This window comes from Pontibacter silvestris (genome assembly GCF_020907275.1).
GTDB lineage: Bacteria > Bacteroidota > Bacteroidia > Cytophagales > Hymenobacteraceae > Pontibacter > Pontibacter silvestris.
The window spans coordinates 105,186-123,129 of record NZ_JAJJWI010000016.1 but is presented as its reverse complement, the minus strand read 5'-3'; the positions used below and the strand labels follow the sequence as shown (position 1 = coordinate 123,129).

13 protein-coding genes and 2 pseudogenes are annotated in these 17,944 nt (G+C 40.7%); 11 read left to right on the top strand and 4 right to left on the bottom strand.

The window, feature by feature from the left end; translation table 11 throughout:
* Positions 1–92: 92 nt before the first annotated feature.
* A pseudogene (locus LN995_RS15235) lies at positions 93–262 on the top strand (transposase); the annotation flags it as partial.
* 105 nt (positions 263–367) lie between these two features.
* Here the strand turns inward: LN995_RS15235 and LN995_RS15230 are convergent.
* Positions 368–1,771 (bottom strand): flippase, encoded by a 1,404-nt coding sequence (locus LN995_RS15230; protein WP_229961942.1) that lies wholly within the window; start codon positions 1,769–1,771, stop codon positions 368–370.
* Between the two features lie 310 nt (positions 1,772–2,081).
* On the opposite strand from LN995_RS15230, the pseudogene LN995_RS15225 reads away from it, so the two are divergent.
* From LN995_RS15225 to LN995_RS15190, 8 genes and pseudogenes are all read left to right on the top strand, one after another.
* Positions 2,082–3,139 (top strand): annotated as a pseudogene (locus LN995_RS15225) (IS3 family transposase).
* Positions 3,140–3,317: 178 nt separating this feature from the next.
* The gene (locus LN995_RS15220) at positions 3,318–4,439 is read left to right on the top strand and encodes a glycosyltransferase family 4 protein (protein ID WP_229961941.1); all 1,122 of its coding nucleotides are present in this window, start codon (positions 3,318–3,320) and stop codon (positions 4,437–4,439) included.
* A 125-nt stretch (positions 4,440–4,564) separates the two neighbouring features.
* Positions 4,565–5,935: an undecaprenyl-phosphate glucose phosphotransferase gene (locus tag LN995_RS15215; RefSeq protein WP_229961940.1), complete on the top strand. Its 1,371-nt coding sequence runs from the start codon at positions 4,565–4,567 to the stop codon at positions 5,933–5,935.
* Positions 5,936–6,029: 94 nt separating this feature from the next.
* Entirely contained in the window at positions 6,030–7,436 is a 1,407-nt protein-coding gene (hisS, locus tag LN995_RS15210) for a histidine--tRNA ligase (RefSeq protein ID WP_229961939.1), read from the top strand.
* Entirely contained in the window at positions 7,436–8,911 is a 1,476-nt protein-coding gene (locus LN995_RS15205) for an HAL/PAL/TAL family ammonia-lyase (RefSeq protein WP_229961938.1), read from the top strand. The genes hisS and LN995_RS15205 overlap by 1 nt, the downstream gene beginning before the upstream one ends.
* A 151-nt stretch (positions 8,912–9,062) precedes the next feature.
* Complete coding sequence (locus tag LN995_RS15200; protein WP_229961937.1) at positions 9,063–10,964, top strand: T9SS type B sorting domain-containing protein; 1,902 nt, start codon at positions 9,063–9,065, stop codon at positions 10,962–10,964.
* Positions 10,965–11,357: 393 nt separating this feature from the next.
* Positions 11,358–11,693 carry a YbaB/EbfC family nucleoid-associated protein gene (locus LN995_RS15195; RefSeq protein ID WP_229961936.1) on the top strand — a complete coding sequence of 112 codons (336 nt, stop codon included), beginning with the start codon at positions 11,358–11,360 and terminating at the stop codon, positions 11,691–11,693.
* Positions 11,683–12,705, top strand: a complete 1,023-nt coding sequence (locus LN995_RS15190; RefSeq protein WP_229961935.1) for a glycosyltransferase family 2 protein — start codon at positions 11,683–11,685, stop codon at positions 12,703–12,705. Before LN995_RS15195 ends, LN995_RS15190 begins: the two co-directional genes overlap by 11 nt.
* On the opposite strand, the gene LN995_RS15185 is transcribed toward LN995_RS15190, so the two are convergent.
* Positions 12,700–12,918, bottom strand: coding sequence for a PspC domain-containing protein (locus LN995_RS15185; protein WP_229961934.1), 219 nt, complete (start codon positions 12,916–12,918; stop codon positions 12,700–12,702). The two genes, LN995_RS15190 and LN995_RS15185, sit on opposite strands and share 6 nt — an antisense overlap.
* A 228-nt stretch (positions 12,919–13,146) precedes the next feature.
* On the opposite strand from LN995_RS15185, the gene LN995_RS15180 reads away from it, so the two are divergent.
* Entirely contained in the window at positions 13,147–14,841 is a 1,695-nt protein-coding gene (locus LN995_RS15180; protein ID WP_229961933.1) for a tetratricopeptide repeat protein, read from the top strand.
* A gap of 96 nt (positions 14,842–14,937) precedes the next feature.
* On the top strand, positions 14,938–15,921 hold the full coding sequence (locus tag LN995_RS15175) for a pyruvate dehydrogenase complex E1 component subunit beta (protein WP_229961932.1): 984 nt from the start codon (positions 14,938–14,940) through the stop codon (positions 15,919–15,921).
* Positions 15,922–15,992: 71 nt separating this feature from the next.
* Here the strand turns inward: LN995_RS15175 and LN995_RS15170 are convergent, their stop codons facing one another.
* Together LN995_RS15170 and LN995_RS15165 are read right to left on the bottom strand one after the other, a co-directional pair.
* On the bottom strand, positions 15,993–16,901 hold the full coding sequence (locus tag LN995_RS15170; RefSeq protein WP_229961931.1) for a YihY/virulence factor BrkB family protein: 909 nt from the start codon (positions 16,899–16,901) through the stop codon (positions 15,993–15,995).
* A 191-nt stretch (positions 16,902–17,092) separates the two neighbouring features.
* A complete protein-coding gene (locus LN995_RS15165; RefSeq protein WP_229961930.1) occupies positions 17,093–17,809 on the bottom strand; it encodes a class I SAM-dependent methyltransferase in 717 nt (238 codons plus the stop codon).
* Positions 17,810–17,944: the final 135 nt, after the last annotated feature.

The window sequence follows — 17,944 nt, the reverse complement described above, 5'->3', positions numbered from 1 at the left end:
CAAGGTAGTTCTAAAATTGGGGAGCTGACACAATCATGTTGAGGAAGTAGAGAAAGCGGGCAATTGTCGTATAGAACTAAAAGCGAATTGCCATCAAGAATCAAAATTCACTCTTGGCGCAGATCATCTTCGCCATCAAGCAGTCAGAGACAGGCGTATCTGTGTCAGAGGTGTGTCGCAAAATGGGAGTTTCAGAGGCCATCTTCTACAACTGGAAGAAAAATAAGGTGGTTTAGAAGTGCCTGAGCTCAAGAAACTGCGCAACTGGAGAACTCAAACTTAACAAAGTTTTTAATACGAAAGAAACAGAAAACAAGCTTTGTCATAGCCTAAAGTCATCCATCTTACTTTCTAAATAAAGGCCTCATCATTTCAATTTTATTAGATGCTTGTAAATGAAATACAATCCTGATGCTCTAAGTAGAGCTAAAGTTTGCATCTTAAACACAGGAAGAGTCCTTTTGTTGAACAAATTAAAAAAGTAAGAAGCAACAAACTGTGAAACCAAAGTAGCAAAGGCAGCGCCAATGCCTCCATACTTTGGAATCAGGATGTAGTTAAGAACAACGTTAATTACAGCTCCTGCCAGTGTTCTATAAAACACAAACTTTTGAAGGTTTTCAACGACAAACCAATTACCTGATGCAAATCCAATAAAAACAAATACACTCGTCCAAGTATGTATAGAAAGAATTGGAGCTGCATTTAAATATTCATTTCCAAAAACAACACTTATGATCAGATAAGAAGCTACAGAAACAACGGCTGCGGTCACAATCCCTAAAGTTGCCATAATATTAAAAGAATTCTGAACTTTATTTTCATATTCTTCGAACGTTAACTCTTTTGCCTTCACAATAGATGGCAACAAAGAATTTGTTATTACAAGTGGAACAAAATACCATACTTCAGAAAGTCTTACGGCTGCTGAGAAAATTCCTACTTCACTGTCACCAATCATTTCACCAAGCATTATCTGGTCTGTTCTCATATAAATTAGAATAACCATTCCAGCAAATAACAAAGGAAAACTTTCCTTCAGCAGCCATTTTATGGTATCAAACCTTATAATCCATCTGAAAACAGATTGTTCTTTTTTATTGTAAACTAGTATTAAAAAAATGGAAGCAAAAGCTAATTCAAATACATTGGCGGTCACATAATAAATAAGAGATACTTTGTAAAGAAGAAGAACTACTTTAATAACAGCACCTAGAAGAAAAGCTGCATTACGAGCATAAACAGTAAGTTTAGATTTTAATCGAGATTGAAAAAAATAATCAATTATATCAAAAGATTGAAAAATGAATCCTGAAGCAATAATAGACACAATAGTAAAAATCTGCTTATCGTCAACTCTCAGGTAAGAAATGGCAACTAATGAGCAAAAAATGCCTACAAAACCTCCCAACAACTTTAGTATAAAAGCTGCACCAAGAATTTCTTCGTGTTTCCTTTCATCTTTAACAAGTTCTTTAACAACAATATTATCAAGTCCTAAGGTAGAAAAGACACTGAACAGAGCAACAAAAGCTATAGCATAATTCCATATTCCAAAAAGATCAGTACCAAGTTGCCTAGCAATCAATGCTGTCAGAAAGAATCCAACTCCTAGTCTTAGTGCCTTATCAAAAAAAAGCCAACTTATGTTTTCAAAAATTTCCTTAAAGCCTTTGTCTTTTCTTACTTTTGATTGTATTCTCTCTATAATCCCCTGTCCAATCACACTTATTGCTATTAATGTACTATTAGGTTTTAAAATAAAGTACATGGCATTTTGACCTTGTACTGAAATACAAAGTAATCAAAAGATATTTTATCAACTCCCAAATAAATTTGTTAAAATTCTAATTCAGGAAAAGACAGAAGTTAAAACTGACCTCATTCCTTTAAATTAGCCATTCAAATGCAGATCATCAGACGTTAATTTCTCTTTGCCAATAAGCTCCAAGTCGGCTACCACGTCCTCTCTTGACCTCCCCCCGAAAAACAGGACTGCTGTAAATTAGAGAAAACGGGCAATAATCGTATAAAATCAAAAGCGAATTGCCATGAAAAAATCGAAATTCACAGAGGCGTAAATCATCTTCGCCATCAAACAAGCGGAGACGGGTGTTAAGGTGGAAGAGGTGTGCCGCAAGATGGGCATCTCGGATGCCACCTTCTATAAAGGAAGAAAAAATACGGTGGTTTAGGGGTGAGTGAATTGCGCAAGCTGCGGCAGTTGGTGGCAGACCTGAGCCTGGACAAGCAAATGCTGCAGGATGTACTGCGAAAAAAGCTCTGAGGCCACCCAAGTAAAGCGGCTGGCCTCAGAGCTAACAGAAAACTACCGGATATCGGTCAGAAGAGCCTGTCAGGTGGTGCTGTTCCACCGCTCGGGCTGGTACTACCGCTCCAAGGCAAGGGACAGCTCTGTGATCAGGAAGCGGATGCAGGAGATCGCCCAGGTGAGAATCCGTTATGGCTTCTGGCGCATCTTTATCCTGCTCCGGCGCGAGGGCTGGAGAGACAACCATAAGCGGGTTTACCGCCTCTACAAAGAGGAGGGGCTGAACCTGAGGAGCAAGCGGCCTAGGAGAAGCAAGGCCGCCGCACACCGAATAGAGCGCCCGCAACTCTCCAGTAATCATGAGTGCTGGTCAATGGACTTTGTGGCCGATCAGCTCTTTGACGGCAGGAAATTCTGCTGCTTAACTGTAGTGGATGATTATAGTCGCCAGTGCCCCGGCATCCTGGTGGGACTTCACTGAAAGGAGAAGATGTGGTGGCTGCTTTGGAGTGCATCAGGCAGGACACTAAAAAGCTGCCCAAGCGTATACAGGTGGACAACGGCAGCGAGTTTATCTCCAAGGCGCTGGATAGGTGGGCTTATGAGAACAAGGTAACACTGGAGTTCTCCAGGCTTGGGAAACCCACGGATAACGCCTTTATTGAGTCCTTCAACGGCAATTTCCGGGATGAGTGCCTGAACGTGAACTGGTTCTTTAGCCTGGAGGATGCAAGGCAGAAGCTAGAGGCTTGGAGGCATGAATACAACCACTTCCGGCCCCATAGCTCATTGGGAGATAAAACGCCGGAAGAGTGGGTAGAATATAATATAGTAGAACCCGAATTCTCTACTTTTGACTGGTCCTGAATTGGGAGGAGCTCACAGTCAAAAGTGGGAGGCGCTTAATGTTTATAATATTTATTTCTACTCGTTTTTAACAAAAAAATCTTTGAAGAAATGATAGAGTATTATATTTGGCCTTTTACTTATTATTTAGGAATTCGAGATAAGAAATAAATTAGTAACGGGTAGAGCAGTAAAAGAAATGTTAAAAAATATCAAATCAGCCCTAGTTCAAGATTGGTTCTATACTAATGGGGGGGCGGAGAAATGTGTACAATCATTTATTAATATTAATCCAGACTTTGATGTGTATGCATTGATCGACTTTCTTTCAACTGAAGATAGACACGAAATCATAAATGGAAAGGATGTTAACACCAGTTTTATACAAAAGATCCCAACAGCCAAGTCAAACCACAGGAAATTTCTTCCACTTTACCCTTTAGCCATTGAACAGTTTGATTTATCTACATATGACTTAATTTTATCATCTTCTAGTTCTGTAGCGAAAGGTGTTCTCACACATTCCAATCAATTGCACATATGCTATTGTCACTCACCTATGCGCTATGCATGGGATTTATACCATCAATATTTGAGAGAAGCAAACCTTACCTCAGGGCTAAAAGGGTGGTTTGCAAAATATATTTTGCATCAAATGAGAATATGGGATGTAGCTGCTTCTAACAGAGTTGACCATTTTATTGCCAATTCTAATTACATTGCAAAGCGAATAGCAAAAGTATACAATAGACAGGCTGATGTAATTTATCCTCCGGTTAACACTCAAGCTTTTGAGTTAAATGAACAAAAAGAAGATTTTTATCTTATAGCATCTCGCATGGTACCCTATAAAAAGATTGATGTCGTAGTTGAGGCCTTTGCTCTAATGCCTGATAAAAGATTGGTAGTAATAGGTGATGGCCCTGACTTTAACAAAATTAAAGCTAAAGCTACTAAAAATATCGACCTTTTAGGTTATCAGCCTTTCTCTGTCTTAAAAGAATACATGCAAAAAGCTAAAGCCTTTGTTTTCGCTGCAGAAGAAGATTTTGGAATAGTACCAGTAGAAGCACAAGCCTGCGGCACCCCCGTTATAGCTTATGGCAAAGGAGGTAGCAAGGAAACTATTGTTTCAGGGAAAACTGGAATCTTTTTCTATAGCCAGTTACCTGTACCAATCAAAGAAGCAGTTCTAAAATTTGAAAAAGACTCAGATAGTTTTATTCCCTCAGAGATACGCAAGCATGCGATAAAATTCAGCACTCAACGATTTGAAGATGAAATTACTCTTTTTATAAAACAAAAGATTGAACTTCTGTGAACTTCGAAGTGTATCTTTTTAAAAACTAAAAGCCTGTCCTTGTTATTTTTTTGTTTTAATGCACTTTAAAAAGCGGTTTTACGCGAAAAAAGTTCTGATCATAAATATTGTTGAAGTCGACAAGAATGCCTAGTCTTTACTCTAAGTACATCAAACTAGTCCACACCATTGGTGATACAATAGCTATAACTTTATCAACAGTTATAGCATTTAGTTTAACTAAAAAAGAGAGTTCTTCAACATATTATTTGTTTTTATTTTGCGCTTTAATTGGTTGGTTGGTTTGCACTTCTTTATTGGGTACTTATAAGTTTAATCGTGCTACCCGAAGATTTACAGTTATACTTATCGCACTGAAAGCTGTTTTACTTTACATTGTATTAGTTGAGGCTAGTATTAACATTACAAATAAAGATTTTGTTCTAAGAAAAGCTCTAGTGTATCATTATCTTTTTTTAGCCTGTTTAGTAGTACTATGGCGTTTTGTTGTTACAACAGCCCTAAGAATCTATAGAAAGAATGGCTATAATTATCGTAAAGTAGTTATAATAGGCCACAATGAAGTAGCTTTAGAATTAGAACACTTTTTTCAATCATATCCAGAATATGGTTATCATTTTTTAGGATTTTTTGACAATAAAATAATAACAGGAACTAATCTTATAGGTAAAGTTTCTGACATAGAAGAATTTATAAAGAAAAATAAAATTGATGAAATTTACTGTTGTCCTTTTGAGCTTAAAAAACAGCAAATATCATGGTTAATGGATCTTGCAGATAACAATCTGGTACGCATTAAATTTCTACCAGAACCGGAAACCTATACATATCAAAAATTAAAAATAGATTTTTATGACATGCTTCCTGTGCTTATTGTACGGTCAATACCTCTGGATGATGTTATAAATAAAGCTTTCAAACGTTCATTTGACTTAATCTTTTCTCTTTTAGTAGTAGTTTTAGTACTATCCTGGCTTATACCCATCCTGGCTTTTATCATACGCATAGACTCCAAAGGACCTATATTTTTCAGGCAGGAAAGATCAGGAATAAATAACAAGAAATTCTGGTGCTGGAAGTTCAGATCAATGTATGTTAATTCTGAAGCAAACTCCCAACAAGCTCGCAAAGGTGACCCTAGAATTACTCCAGTTGGTGCATTTTTAAGAAAGACTAGTTTAGATGAATTACCACAGTTCTTCAATGTGCTAATGGGGCAAATGTCAGTGGTAGGCCCTCGCCCGCACATGTTGAAGCACACACAGGAGTATTCTTTAGTTGTAGATAAGTTTATGGTACGTCACTTCATAAAGCCAGGAATAACAGGTTTGTCACAAGTTAGGGGCTTACGAGGAGACACAAGTGAAGTACATCAAATGAAGGCAAGAGTAAAACTAGATATTTTCTATCTGGAGAACTGGTCTATGTTATTAGATCTGAAGATTATTTTCTTTACCGTTTATAATATATTTCGTGGAGACAAACATGCTTTTTAAGCAGCCTGCGTTTGATCCTTTTCTCTACATCTGTTCTATTTAGATTCTGCTTTTGCTCCTGATTTACTAACTTCGCAGCCAAATCTGCAGAAGCATGAGCAAAGAGAAACCATCTATACCTAAAGGAACAAGAGACTTTGGCCCGGCTGTCGTGGTCAAGCGAAACTATATATTCGGCGCAATCAAGAGTACTTTTGAGAAGTTCGGCTACCTGCCACTCGAAACGCCTGCAATGGAGCAACTGTCGGTGCTAACAGGCAAGTATGGCGACGAAGGGGATCAGTTGATCTTCAAGATTCTGAATTCTGGTGATTTCTTGGCTAAGACCAAACCAGAGGATATTGAGCAGGGCAGCAAACACCTCACCCGAAAAATATCTGAAAAAGCACTACGCTACGACTTAACGGTACCTTTTGCACGTTTCGTAGTCATGAACCGCAACGAGATTACGTTCCCGTTCAAGCGTTATCAGATTCAGCCTGTTTGGCGGGCAGACCGTCCGCAGAAAGGGCGTTACCGAGAATTCTATCAATGTGATGCCGATGTGGTGGGCACAAATTCCCTTCTGTGCGAGGCAGAGATTGTACAGATGATAAATGAGGTACTCACAAACCTAGGCTTAACTGACTTTACTATCAAGATAAACCACAGAGGAGTTTTGGCAGGTATAGCAGAGGCTATTGGTGAGAAAGGTAAAGAAGCTGAGATTTGTGTTGCCATAGACAAACTAGATAAAATTGGCAAGGAAGGCGTGCGTAAAGAATTGCTGGAACGAGGTATAGCCGGAGAAGCTGTTGAAATGCTGGAACCACTCTATAATTTGGCTGGAACGAACGAAGATATTCTGGAGCAACTGCAAAATATCATAGGCAATACTTCTGAAGGGCAACGCGGGCTGCAGGATCTGCATAAAGTATGGCAGTACCTTGCAGGTTTGAATAGCCAGGCTCTTACATCTCAAAATGCCTCTGAAGCTCCACGGCTACAACTCGAGGTTACCCTGGCACGAGGACTCTCCTACTACACCGGCTGCATTTTCGAGGTGAAGGTAAACAATGTAAATGTGGGCAGCATTAGCGGTGGTGGCCGCTATGATAACCTGACAGGTATGTTCGGTATGCCAGATGTTTCTGGAGTAGGTTTCTCTTTTGGGGTTGATCGAATTTATGATGTGCTGGAAGAATTAGAGTTATTCCCGAGCAGTAGCCAGGTGGGCACAAAAGTACTAATTGTGCAATTCGATAAAGAATCTGAGCAGTTTGCCCTGCCCCTGCTACAACAATTACGCGATGCAGGCGTTGCCTCTGAATTATACCCTGAGGCGGCAAAGCTTAAGAAGCAAATGAGCTATGCTGATCAGAAAAATATCCCGTACGTGCTACTGATTGGCTCAGAAGAAATAACATCCGGTAAACCACAGCTTCGAAACATGCAAACAGGTGAACAGCAGGCAGTAGCTATTGAAACCGTTATTGCTATCATAAAAGAGCAGGAGGTTTAATGAGCCAGGTACATTACGTATCCAGTCAGCGGCTAAGCCTGGAACAGATTGATCAGATTTTAAGAAAGAACTTTACTCTTGCTCTGTCGGAGGAGGCTGTAGAACATATAGAGCGTAGTCATTCCTATCTGCTGAAAAAATTAGCTGACTTGGATCAAAGCACTTATACTCCTAATGAAGCTTGTTTCATTAATGGAGATCAACAGGAACTGGTTAATCAACAGCAAAAGAACTTTTTGTTATCTCATGCAGGTGGTACCGGGCCGGAAGTGCCTGCTGAAGTTGTAAAACTAATGCTGCTGCTTAAAATTCAATCGCTGGCAAGCGGACATTGTGGTGTTCAACTACAAACGATAAAGCGGCTCATTGATTTCTTTAATCGGGAAGTGTATCCTGTGGTCTATCAACAAGGTACTTCAGCGGCACTAGCTCATTTGTGCCTGCCCCTTGTTGGTTTAGGTGAAGCTAACTTTCAGGGTTATAAGTTAGCCAGCCAGCATATACTGGAGATGTTTAGTTGGCAGCCTATCAGTCTTGCAGCACATGAGGCTCTAGCCTTATTAAGCGGAACACATTTCGTTACGGCTTATGGTACTCATACACTGCTACAGACGAAGCGCCTCTCTAATAATGCTGATACCATAGCAGCTCTATCCTTAGATGCCTCTAATAGTAATCCGACAGCTTTTAAACCACTTTTGCATCAACTAAGGCCACATAAAGGACTACTAGAAACGGTAAAACAAATCCAGTCTTTATTAGAAGGCAGTGAGATAGTCCAGCAGAAAAAGCAACATGTACAGGAGGATTATTTTTCCCGTTCTGTTCCGCAAGTACACGGAACAGCAAAAGATGCCATTCTATATATTGAAGAAGCTTTTACTACGGAAATAAATTCAGTTACAGAAAGCTTAGTAATATTTCCGGAAGAGGATGAAATACTATCAGGCCGCAACATACAAGGCCAGCCTTTAACCTTGGCTCTAGATTTATTAACTATTGCGCTCACAGAGCTAGGAAGCACATCTGAGCACCGGACTTATCAGCTTCTTAAAGAGGACAAAGGTATTTCTGAGCTTTTAACGGCTGGCCCCGACGCTGTTTCTTTCTATACCACAAGCCACCAAACAGCAGCGGCTATAGCAAATCAGAATAAACTTTTATGTGCCCCTTCGTCCATCCAGCATACGGCAACAGCTTATGGGCAGGACGATTATAGCAGTGCGGGAGCTAGCAGCGCTGCCATGAATGCTTACCAGGTGGTGCACAACCTGGAGACAATTTTAGCCATTGAACTGCTAAACGCTACAATGGCCCTTAAGCTCCGCAGGCCCCTTAAAACCTCCTACAAGCTTGAAGAACTGGTTAAGGCCTACCAAGAAGCTGTACCTGATGTTTCACCTGATGGTCTTTTACATGCTGTGCTGGAGAAGACCGTTCACTTCCTCAGAGGTTACCAAGCAGAGATAGCATAATAATATCTTTTGGGAAAAAGCACCTCTACCAAAAGATAAACTTTAAGCGGCTATACTTGCAAAGGCAGGTATAGCCGTTATTACTTAACAGCTGATACTTTTAAAGTATCAGATTAATTTATTACTTGTAAGCTGGCTACAATTTATACCATTGAAAAATCTCCTTGTCTTATTGTTCCTGATAGTAAGTACTTCTAGCTGGGCCCAGACCTTATGCTTTAAGGCCTATGATGCGCAGAACAGAGAAATAACAACCATATGTGCTGGCCAGGAAGTACTGTTTCAGGACTGTGGCAATACTATACCGGATGAGAATGAGTATTATGTCTTTGACTATACTTCAGGGACTCCTATTCCAACACCATCTTCTACTACACAAAAACATACTTATGATACCCCTGGAACATACCGGGTTTTGCAGATTGCCAACTATGGCGGCAGCAGGCTCACAGACACCGTATCACAGGTTTTTGAAGTAAAGACAACTCCAACGCCAGTATTTTCAGCCTTTGCCTGTGCCAACAGGCAAGTTAGTGTTCATGTTACAGACACTCAATATGACACTTACCAAATTGATTACGGCAACGGTCAAAGCCAGCTGATAAGTCCGGGACAGCAGATATCTTATACCTATGCTACGGCAGGTCCTTATGCTATTACAATAAACGGCACCTACCTGGGCAGTTATTGCACGGGCAGCAGCACCTTGCAGGTAGAAGATTTGGCGCCATATCTTCCTCCTGTTATCAGCAGATTACAGGTACAGACAGAAGACGTAACAAACGGCTCTATTAGCTTTACCATTGATAATCTAATAGAGGGCTATGCGTATACTATAGAACGTAAAGCTGCCACAGGATCTGTTTTTACGAAAGTCACCACTCTTGTTAGCTCTCAGCCAACCTTTACTTTAACTAATGTAAATACAAACGAGGCTGCATTATACAGAATAGTCGCACAAGACAGGTGCGGAAGTAACTTATCATCGTCTAATCTGATTAGTACTATTACCTTAGAAGCGACAGGAGGTGATGAACAAATCAATCTTACATGGCAAAGCGTGGCAGGCCAGCAGGAGCGTTATGAACTTTACCGCAACGGAAATTTACTTAAAAGCTTTGACAAAGCAGCCACTAACTTTACAGACATGGAGGTAAGCTGCGGAGAAGAGTACTGCTATCAGCTACGAGGGCTATCTTCTAACGGTCAGGTAACATCTGTAACAGCGGAAGCCTGTGTAATGGCCACATCAACTTCTAAACCTGATAAAGCCCAGTTATTTAGCACCTTTAACTTAAACAATCAGATTGAGCTAATATTACAGCTACCTCAGGGGCAAACACTCAAAAATACGAGTTTCGAACGCAGCATAAGCGGAGCACCTTACCAGTTGATTTCTTCCGGGCCGCAGCCAGAGTATACGGATGCTACCCTTACACCTCAGGAAGTCTGCTACCGTGCCCGATACACCAATGCCTGTGATAACTCATCAGACTACAGCAACATTAGCTGTCCAATCATATTAGAAGCAACACAAGCTGATGATGCAAGTGTTTCTCTGGAATGGACTTCTTATACAGGATTTTCTGATGGCGTAAGTCAATATTCAGTAGAGCTGCTGGATCAAAACAATAATATTATAGCCAGCTACCAGGCAAGCGGCACCACCTATATGGATCGTTCCTTACCTGACGAGCCATTCTTTCAATATCGTATAAAAGCCATATCGATCAGTAACACAGCTACTTCTTACTCTAATATTGTCTCAGTTAAACAACCCATACAATTATATGTGCCAAGCGCCTTCACACCTAATAACGATGGGTTAAATGATGTGCTGGAAGTTAAGGGCAAGTTTTTTAGCAACTACAGCATTACTATCTATAACAGGTTAGGAAATGTCGTTCACCAGTCTACAAACGTAGCGGAAGGTTGGGACGGAACGTTTAAAGGTAATCCTGTTCCAGCTGATGTTTACACTTATGACATTAAAGTAACAACTGCAGAAGATGATCTAAAACACAGAACTGGTACCATAACCTTAATAAGGTAACCATCTGCTTACCCGACACAATACATTTTCATACCATTTTAAAAACCAATATTTTAAATAACACTTATTAAACAAAAAGAGCAACTGTAATTCATATCAGCACCAGTGCTTTTACAGATCAATCAACTCCTACAGTTCAGCTTTGAGAGCACTTAAAGGTGCTCTATTCCAGCCTCTCTGCTTACTCTGGATAATGCTATCTCCTCTTTCATATTTTCCTGATCAAACGCAGATGAGCAGCATTAAAAACAAATCATAATCAATGTTGAGCATTACAAAAGGCATTCTCTTTCATTAACCAATGCTTAACCTTTAAAAGAAGCATGTATATTTGTAACAGCCATATGGCCGGAGCAATATTCCTCCGTATAAGAGAAAAAAACGAAATAGCTTATGTTTGATATGTTCGGCATGATGGGCAAAATGAAAGAAGTCCAGGCCAAATTAAAAGAAGCACAGGATAACCTGCAGCATATAACTGTTACCGCAGAATCAGGAGCAGGATTAGTAAAAGTAACTGTAAACGGGCAGAAAAAACTTCTGAAAATTGAGATAGATGATTCTATCCTGAATGTGAATGACCGTGAAATGGTTAATGATTTGGTGGTAGCAGCAGTAAACAATGCAATGCTTACAGCTGGAGAGAGAGCACAGGAAGAAATGAAAAAACAGACAGAAGGGTTACTTCCAAACATTCCGGGTTTAGATTTAGGAAACTTTGGGCTATAGTGACAGCCACGCGGCTATTGTTATATTAAACTGGAACGGGTTGCATTTTTTGGAGCAGTTCCTCCCATCAGTAGTAACTAACAGCTCAGGCTGTGAAGTTATTGTTGCTGATAATGCCTCTACCGATGGTTCTATAGCATATTTACAGGCGAATTTTCCTCAGGTTCGCATCATTCAGCACATCAGTAACCTTGGCTTTTGTGAAGGTTACAATATGGCCCTGGCTCAGGTACAGGCAAAGTATTATGTGTTGCTTAACTCTGATGTACATGTTCCTGCTAATTGGACAATACCAATTCTGGAGTTAATGGAATCAGATGAAAGCATAGCTGTGTGCCAACCCAAGATTTTAGATCAAAAGCATCCAGGCCTTTTCGAATATGCTGGTGCCGGAGGAGGTTTCCTAGATGCCTTAGGCTACCCTTATTGCCGTGGCCGTTTATTCGAATCCATTGAAGAAGATTTGGGGCAGTATAACGATGTACAGGAGATATTCTGGGCAACAGGTGCCTGTATGTTTGTACGTGCAACTGCCTACCATGCACTTGGTGGTTTAGAACCCGCATTTTTTGCGCACATGGAAGAAATTGACTTCTGCTGGCGCGCAAAAAATGCGGGATATAAGGTTATGTACAACGGGCATAGCCAGGTCTACCATGTAGGCGGAGGGACTTTGCATAAATCAAACCCAAGAAAAACTTATCTTAATTTCCGAAATGGACTGGCACTGCTTTACAAAAACCTGCCTGCTCATGAATTAATTTCTACCGTATTAATTAGAGTGTTGCTGGACTGGGTGGCTGCTCTAAGAATGGTGGTAGCAGGACAGACAAAAGATGCACAGGCCGTACTGGAGGCACATGCAGACTTGTTGCGCAACAACGGTTACTGGCGCAAGCGCAGAAAGGAACAAAAACAAAAAGGTAAGTTCCCCGATTTAAGAGGTGTATTTAAAGGGAGTATTGTCTGGGAGTATTTTGTAAAGCAAAAACGTAAGGTACAGGCACTATAAGTCCCATACAGTGCTTCGTTCCCGCCTCAGACTCTTCTGCACATTTAACCAGAAGGCAAGCATAAGGTATACAATAACAGGCGAGCCCATGGTCAGGAATGACACATAAATAAATGAAAAGCGAATACTACTGGTAGCAATACCTAACTTTTCTCCCAGCATCGTACATACACCAAATGCCTGAGATTCGATAAAATACTGGAAACGTTTCATTTATAAACTAAGTTAAAAACAAAAGTATTCGTAATTATTCTTCCGTCAAAATTTAACAGCTTCTTATGTAGATCAAAACTATAACGCAGCTTCTTGAGTTCATAGTTTATCTACTTTTTACGTATGAAGTTAAAACAGGATATGCAACTGTACAAATATAACTATCTATACCTATTAACTTATACGCTCATTAGCAGCCTTTTCTGTTCAGGATGCACACTCTCACGTATGGCGAACCTGGCCCGAAAGCAGGAAATAACTATACAACCTAACCCCTTATATGCAAGTGGACAGCAAGTAGAGTTTGACCTTAAAGCTCAAATCCCAAGTAAGCTATATCATGATAAACAACTTTATAAGCTAGATGTTTACTATGAATATGGGACTTATGAGCGTGAAGATGTTGCGACGCTAAATTTCAACTTTGGTGAGTTTATCTATGAAGATAAAAAGCCAACCATCATCCGGCATTTGGCCTTTCCCTATGCTCCGGAAAAAGACAAAGGTCGCCTGATGGTGCAGGGCTTAATTGTTGATAAAAGGAATGACAATATTAAAGTAATGCAGCCTATGGAAGTAGCTACAGGCCTCATTACCACTCCTCTATTGGTTACCCGTAATAATAAAACAGACTACTTGCCTGATAATTTCACAGAAATTGCTGATGGACCTGCTGTTGTTCCTTTTTACTTTGGCAAAGAAGATAGCAAGCCTAGCAAATCTTTAGGTTCCAGCCTGGTAATACTGGACAAATACGCACTGGATAACATCAAATCACAGCAAATAATTGTTGAGGGAAGTCAGTCGCCAGATGAAGAAGCTGAAGGTGTAGCTAGTGTAGCTGATAAAAGAGCTAGGGCCATAGAAGCTTTTTACTTACAGAGAGTTAAAACTTTAGATTATAATAATAAGAAAATTCGCGTACAGAGGAAGGTATTAAAAACTAACTGGAATTTGCTGCTACAAAAGGTAAAAGCCTCTGCCCTGCCTCAAGCAGAAATCCAGCAAGTCATTAACATTATCAACAGCAATCAGGAAGAAAAAGAAAAGGCACTGCAGCAGACTGCTGCTTATGAATACCTGCAACAATATATTTATCCAGCCTTACGCTTCACAAAAGTTGTATTCAACTATAACCGCGATAGAAAAGCAGACTACGAAATATATGTGCTGGCAAAGAAAATAGCAGAGGAAAAGATAGAGGCTAGTATGCTAACGGAGGATGAGCTACAATATGCTGCGACGCTTACGCCTCTGTTGGCAGAAAAAAGAAAACTATATGAGGCTGCCGTTAAAACCACAGACAAGTGGCCTGCTTACTATAATTTAGGAACCGTGTATATTGAGATGGCACGAAAAGAATATCGTGCTCCGGCAAAGCAAGCTTTGCTGGCTCGTGCCATTCATAACCTGACATTCGCCGGGTTTCGAAACCCGACTGCCGAGGTATACTACAGTCTTGCCAGCGCCTACCACTTGCGTAGCGATAAACTGGAGGCTCTACAGTATTATGATTATGCCATTAAACTTGGTGGTTCAAAAGAAATACTACATCGCATTTTTGCAGACAAAGCAGCCCTCGAAATTGAGATAGGCCAATACGATGATGCCATTAAGAGCTTACGCTATGCCGGCGACAGCTATCAAACTACGATAAACCTGGGCCTGAGCTACCTCTTAAAAGATAATTATGAAGGTGCAGAAGAATATTATAAAAAAGCATTGAAACAAAAACCAGGTGGAGTCCTTGCCCACTATAGCCTAGCTTTGATTGGAGCCCGTACAGGCAATGAACAGCAGTTGGAAGAGCAATTAAGACTTGCTGTAAGAGCTGATGGTTCGTATATGGAACGAGCCATAAATGATCTGGAATTCGCTCCTTACAAAGGCAAGCCTTCGTTTGAAGACGCCCTATCTAGATAAAATATTAGCCAAAAACTATGGCTTTAACCGTAAGAACATTGGAAATTGCGAGAGTTCTTTTAATTTTACCTTCAGAACCGAGAATATAAAACATATATGCGAAGTATACAGTTTAGAGAAGCCCTGCGTGAAGCTATATCAGAGGAAATGCGCCGTGACGAAAGCGTGTTCCTGATGGGTGAAGAAGTGGCTGAGTACAATGGAGCTTATAAAGTAAGCCAGGGAATGTTAGACGAGTTTGGCCCGGATCGAGTTATTGATACTCCTATTGCCGAACTAGGTTTTGCTGGTATTGGCGTTGGTGCCGCTATAAACGGCTTACGCCCAATTATTGAGTTTATGACTTTCAACTTCTCGTTGGTAGCTATTGACCAGGTAATCAACTCTGCTGCTAAAATTATGTCCATGTCTGGTGGCCAGTATAGTGCTCCTATGGTATTCCGTGGCCCAACAGGTAGTGCAGGTATGCTGTCTTCACAGCACTCTCAAAACTTTGAGAACTGGTATGCTAACACGCCAGGCCTTAAAGTAGTGGTGCCTTCAAACCCTTACGATGCCAAAGGTCTGTTAAAATCAGCTATTCGTGATAACGACCCTGTTATCTTTATGGAGTCTGAGCAAATGTATGGCGATAAAGGTGAAGTTCCGGAAGAAGAATATCTTATTCCGATAGGTGTTGCCGATGTAAAACGTGAAGGTACTGATGTAACTATCGTTTCTTTTGGCAAGATAATGAAAGTAGCTTTGGCTGCTGCGGAAGAACTGGCCAAAGAAGGCATCAATGCCGAGGTGGTTGACCTGCGTACTGTACGCCCCATCGATTATAAAACGCTTATTGAGTCAGTAAAGAAAACAAACCGTATGGTTGTGGTAGAAGAGGCGTGGCCATTGGCATCTATCTCTTCAGAAATTGCTTACCACATCCAAAGCAATGCGTTTGACTATATGGATGCTCCGGTGAAGCGTGTAACCTGCCGCGATGTTCCACTTCCTTACGCTCCTACACTTATTGAGGCATCACTGCCTAATGTAGAACGCACAGTGAAAGCTGTTAAACAAGTAATGTATAAAGAAGCTTAGCCTTTATACAAACCTTATATTTTATAAACAAAATAGGGAGCCACACAGGCTCCCTATTTTGTTTATAATCCTCAATCTTCCGATTCAACTTCCTTTACGCGCACTTTCACGGCATTGTCCTTTGGCTCTATGCCCTGGTCATGGCTTTTAGAATAGACTTGTGTAAACTCAGCACCCAGTAACAAAATGACAGAAGAATAATATACCCATACAAGGATCAAGACAAGAGAACCAGCCGCACCATACGTATCAGCTAAAGGTTCGTGCCTGAAATATATATTTAGAACGTATTTACCAACTGAAAACAGAACAGCTGTAACAGACGCTCCCACCCACACATTTCGCCACATAATTTTAGCATCTGGAAGCACCTTGAAGATAACAGCAAAAATAAGAACGCTGATCAGGATAGAAACAAGAATATTGGCAGCTGTCATAAGATAAACGGCCAGCCCTGATACTTCCTGCTGAAGATAGTCACTTACTACACCCAGTACTATATCAACGGATAAGGATACCAGCAGAAGGAAACCCAGACTAACAACAGTAGTAAGCGATAAAACCCTGTCCATAATAAGCTTCAGCCATCCTTTTTCAGGCTTTGCTCTTACCTCCCACATAGAGTTAATAGAGTCCTGCAAAGCCACAAACACAGTAGTAGCTGTAAAAACCATAGTCCCGATTCCGACAATGGTTCCTATAGTGGTAGACTCTGACTGGCTCGCATTTTCAATTATATTCTGGATCTGTGCTGCACTGTTCTGCCCTACTATTCCTCCTATCTGCTCTACCACCTGCCCCCGAACTGCCTCCTGTCCAAAAGCTGCCCCAGCAATACGTATAATAATGATGAGTACAGCTGGAAGAGAAAATATGGTATAAAACCCTATGATGGCGGCATGATCCAGAGGTTTATCATCGGAGAACTCCTTAAATGTATGCTTTGTAATTTCCCATGTAGATTTTAAAGAATTGTTCATATGCTATGCTACCTTAAACTAAATACCAAAACTTCTGCAGCGCCTAAACAACAAGCTCTGTAGCAGTAATTATTTACTTTTCATACGCACCAAACCTGTTCCTGATACCATTGTTTATTTGCACAATAACACCAATCCTACTGTTACTGCCTCTACAGGTGTTACATACTTTACAGGGTTAAGTAAAAAAATTACTTTTGCATAAGCTTAGCCAAGTAGTTACCAGCTTCACCTTCATAAAGAACTTCAAAGGTGTAGCCATGCTTTTCAGCATAATCTTCCAGTACCGCAGGATCAACAAATAACCAGTTAAACCATCCGCTTTCATGGCTCTTGTACTTCATGTTGTACTTCACCTCTCCATAGTAGCCAGCGTTCAGGTCAAGTAAAACAGAGCCGTCTTCATCTTCGAACATATACAGAATGTCCGCTGATTCTAACAAAATCTGTCCGTCAGCTTGAAGCAGCTTTTTACAATGCTCCAGCAGTCGCTCCAGTCCCTCCAGGTTACCGGCAATACCAATACCGTTCATCAGAAGGAGTATGGTGTCATACTTGCTGGCACTTTGCAGCTCAAACACATCCTGCAGCAGCACTTGCTCCACCCCCTGCTTGTACATAGCCTGCACTGCTCCCTCCGAAATATCAAGTGCTGTAACCAGATGCCCTTGCTGCTGAAGCACCAGGCTATGGCAGCCAGAGCCTGCGCCTACGTCAAGTACAGCTCCCCTGCATTCTTGTAAGGCCAGTTGCTCCCACTCCGGCATTTCTTCTTTCTTCCTGAAAAGATAATCCACAGCAATCACATCATCTTCAGCTAAATTACTTTCTACTGTTACCTCTCCGTCTAAAGCGCCCTGCAAATAATCTAACATGGCAGCACCCATTGGATCATTATCAACAATCATAAACGTTACATTTTGTTACCAGCAAAGGTACTATTTATCGTATTCAAATGATCTTGTTTAAAGTAGCACTTTGTTGCACCAGAAGCGACTCCTGTGCACTTTAATGCATTTAAGCATAGCAACTAAGCTATATGC

Coding starts and splice junctions, on each gene's coding strand:
- LN995_RS15195 (WP_229961936.1), top strand. CDS start 11,358: ATGTTTGATATGTTCGGCATGATGGGCAAAATGAAAGAAGTCCAGGCC.
- hisS (WP_229961939.1), top strand. CDS start 6,030: ATGAGCAAAGAGAAACCATCTATACCTAAAGGAACAAGAGACTTTGGC.
- LN995_RS15165 (WP_229961930.1), bottom strand. CDS start 17,809: ATGATTGTTGATAATGATCCAATGGGTGCTGCCATGTTAGATTATTTG.
- LN995_RS15180 (WP_229961933.1), top strand. CDS start 13,147: ATGGCGAACCTGGCCCGAAAGCAGGAAATAACTATACAACCTAACCCC.
- LN995_RS15170 (WP_229961931.1), bottom strand. CDS start 16,901: ATGAACAATTCTTTAAAATCTACATGGGAAATTACAAAGCATACATTT.
- LN995_RS15175 (WP_229961932.1), top strand. CDS start 14,938: ATGCGAAGTATACAGTTTAGAGAAGCCCTGCGTGAAGCTATATCAGAG.
- LN995_RS15230 (WP_229961942.1), bottom strand. CDS start 1,771: ATGTACTTTATTTTAAAACCTAATAGTACATTAATAGCAATAAGTGTG.
- LN995_RS15205 (WP_229961938.1), top strand. CDS start 7,436: ATGAGCCAGGTACATTACGTATCCAGTCAGCGGCTAAGCCTGGAACAG.
- LN995_RS15220 (WP_229961941.1), top strand. CDS start 3,318: ATGTTAAAAAATATCAAATCAGCCCTAGTTCAAGATTGGTTCTATACT.
- LN995_RS15185 (WP_229961934.1), bottom strand. CDS start 12,918: ATGAAACGTTTCCAGTATTTTATCGAATCTCAGGCATTTGGTGTATGT.
- LN995_RS15215 (WP_229961940.1), top strand. CDS start 4,565: ATGCCTAGTCTTTACTCTAAGTACATCAAACTAGTCCACACCATTGGT.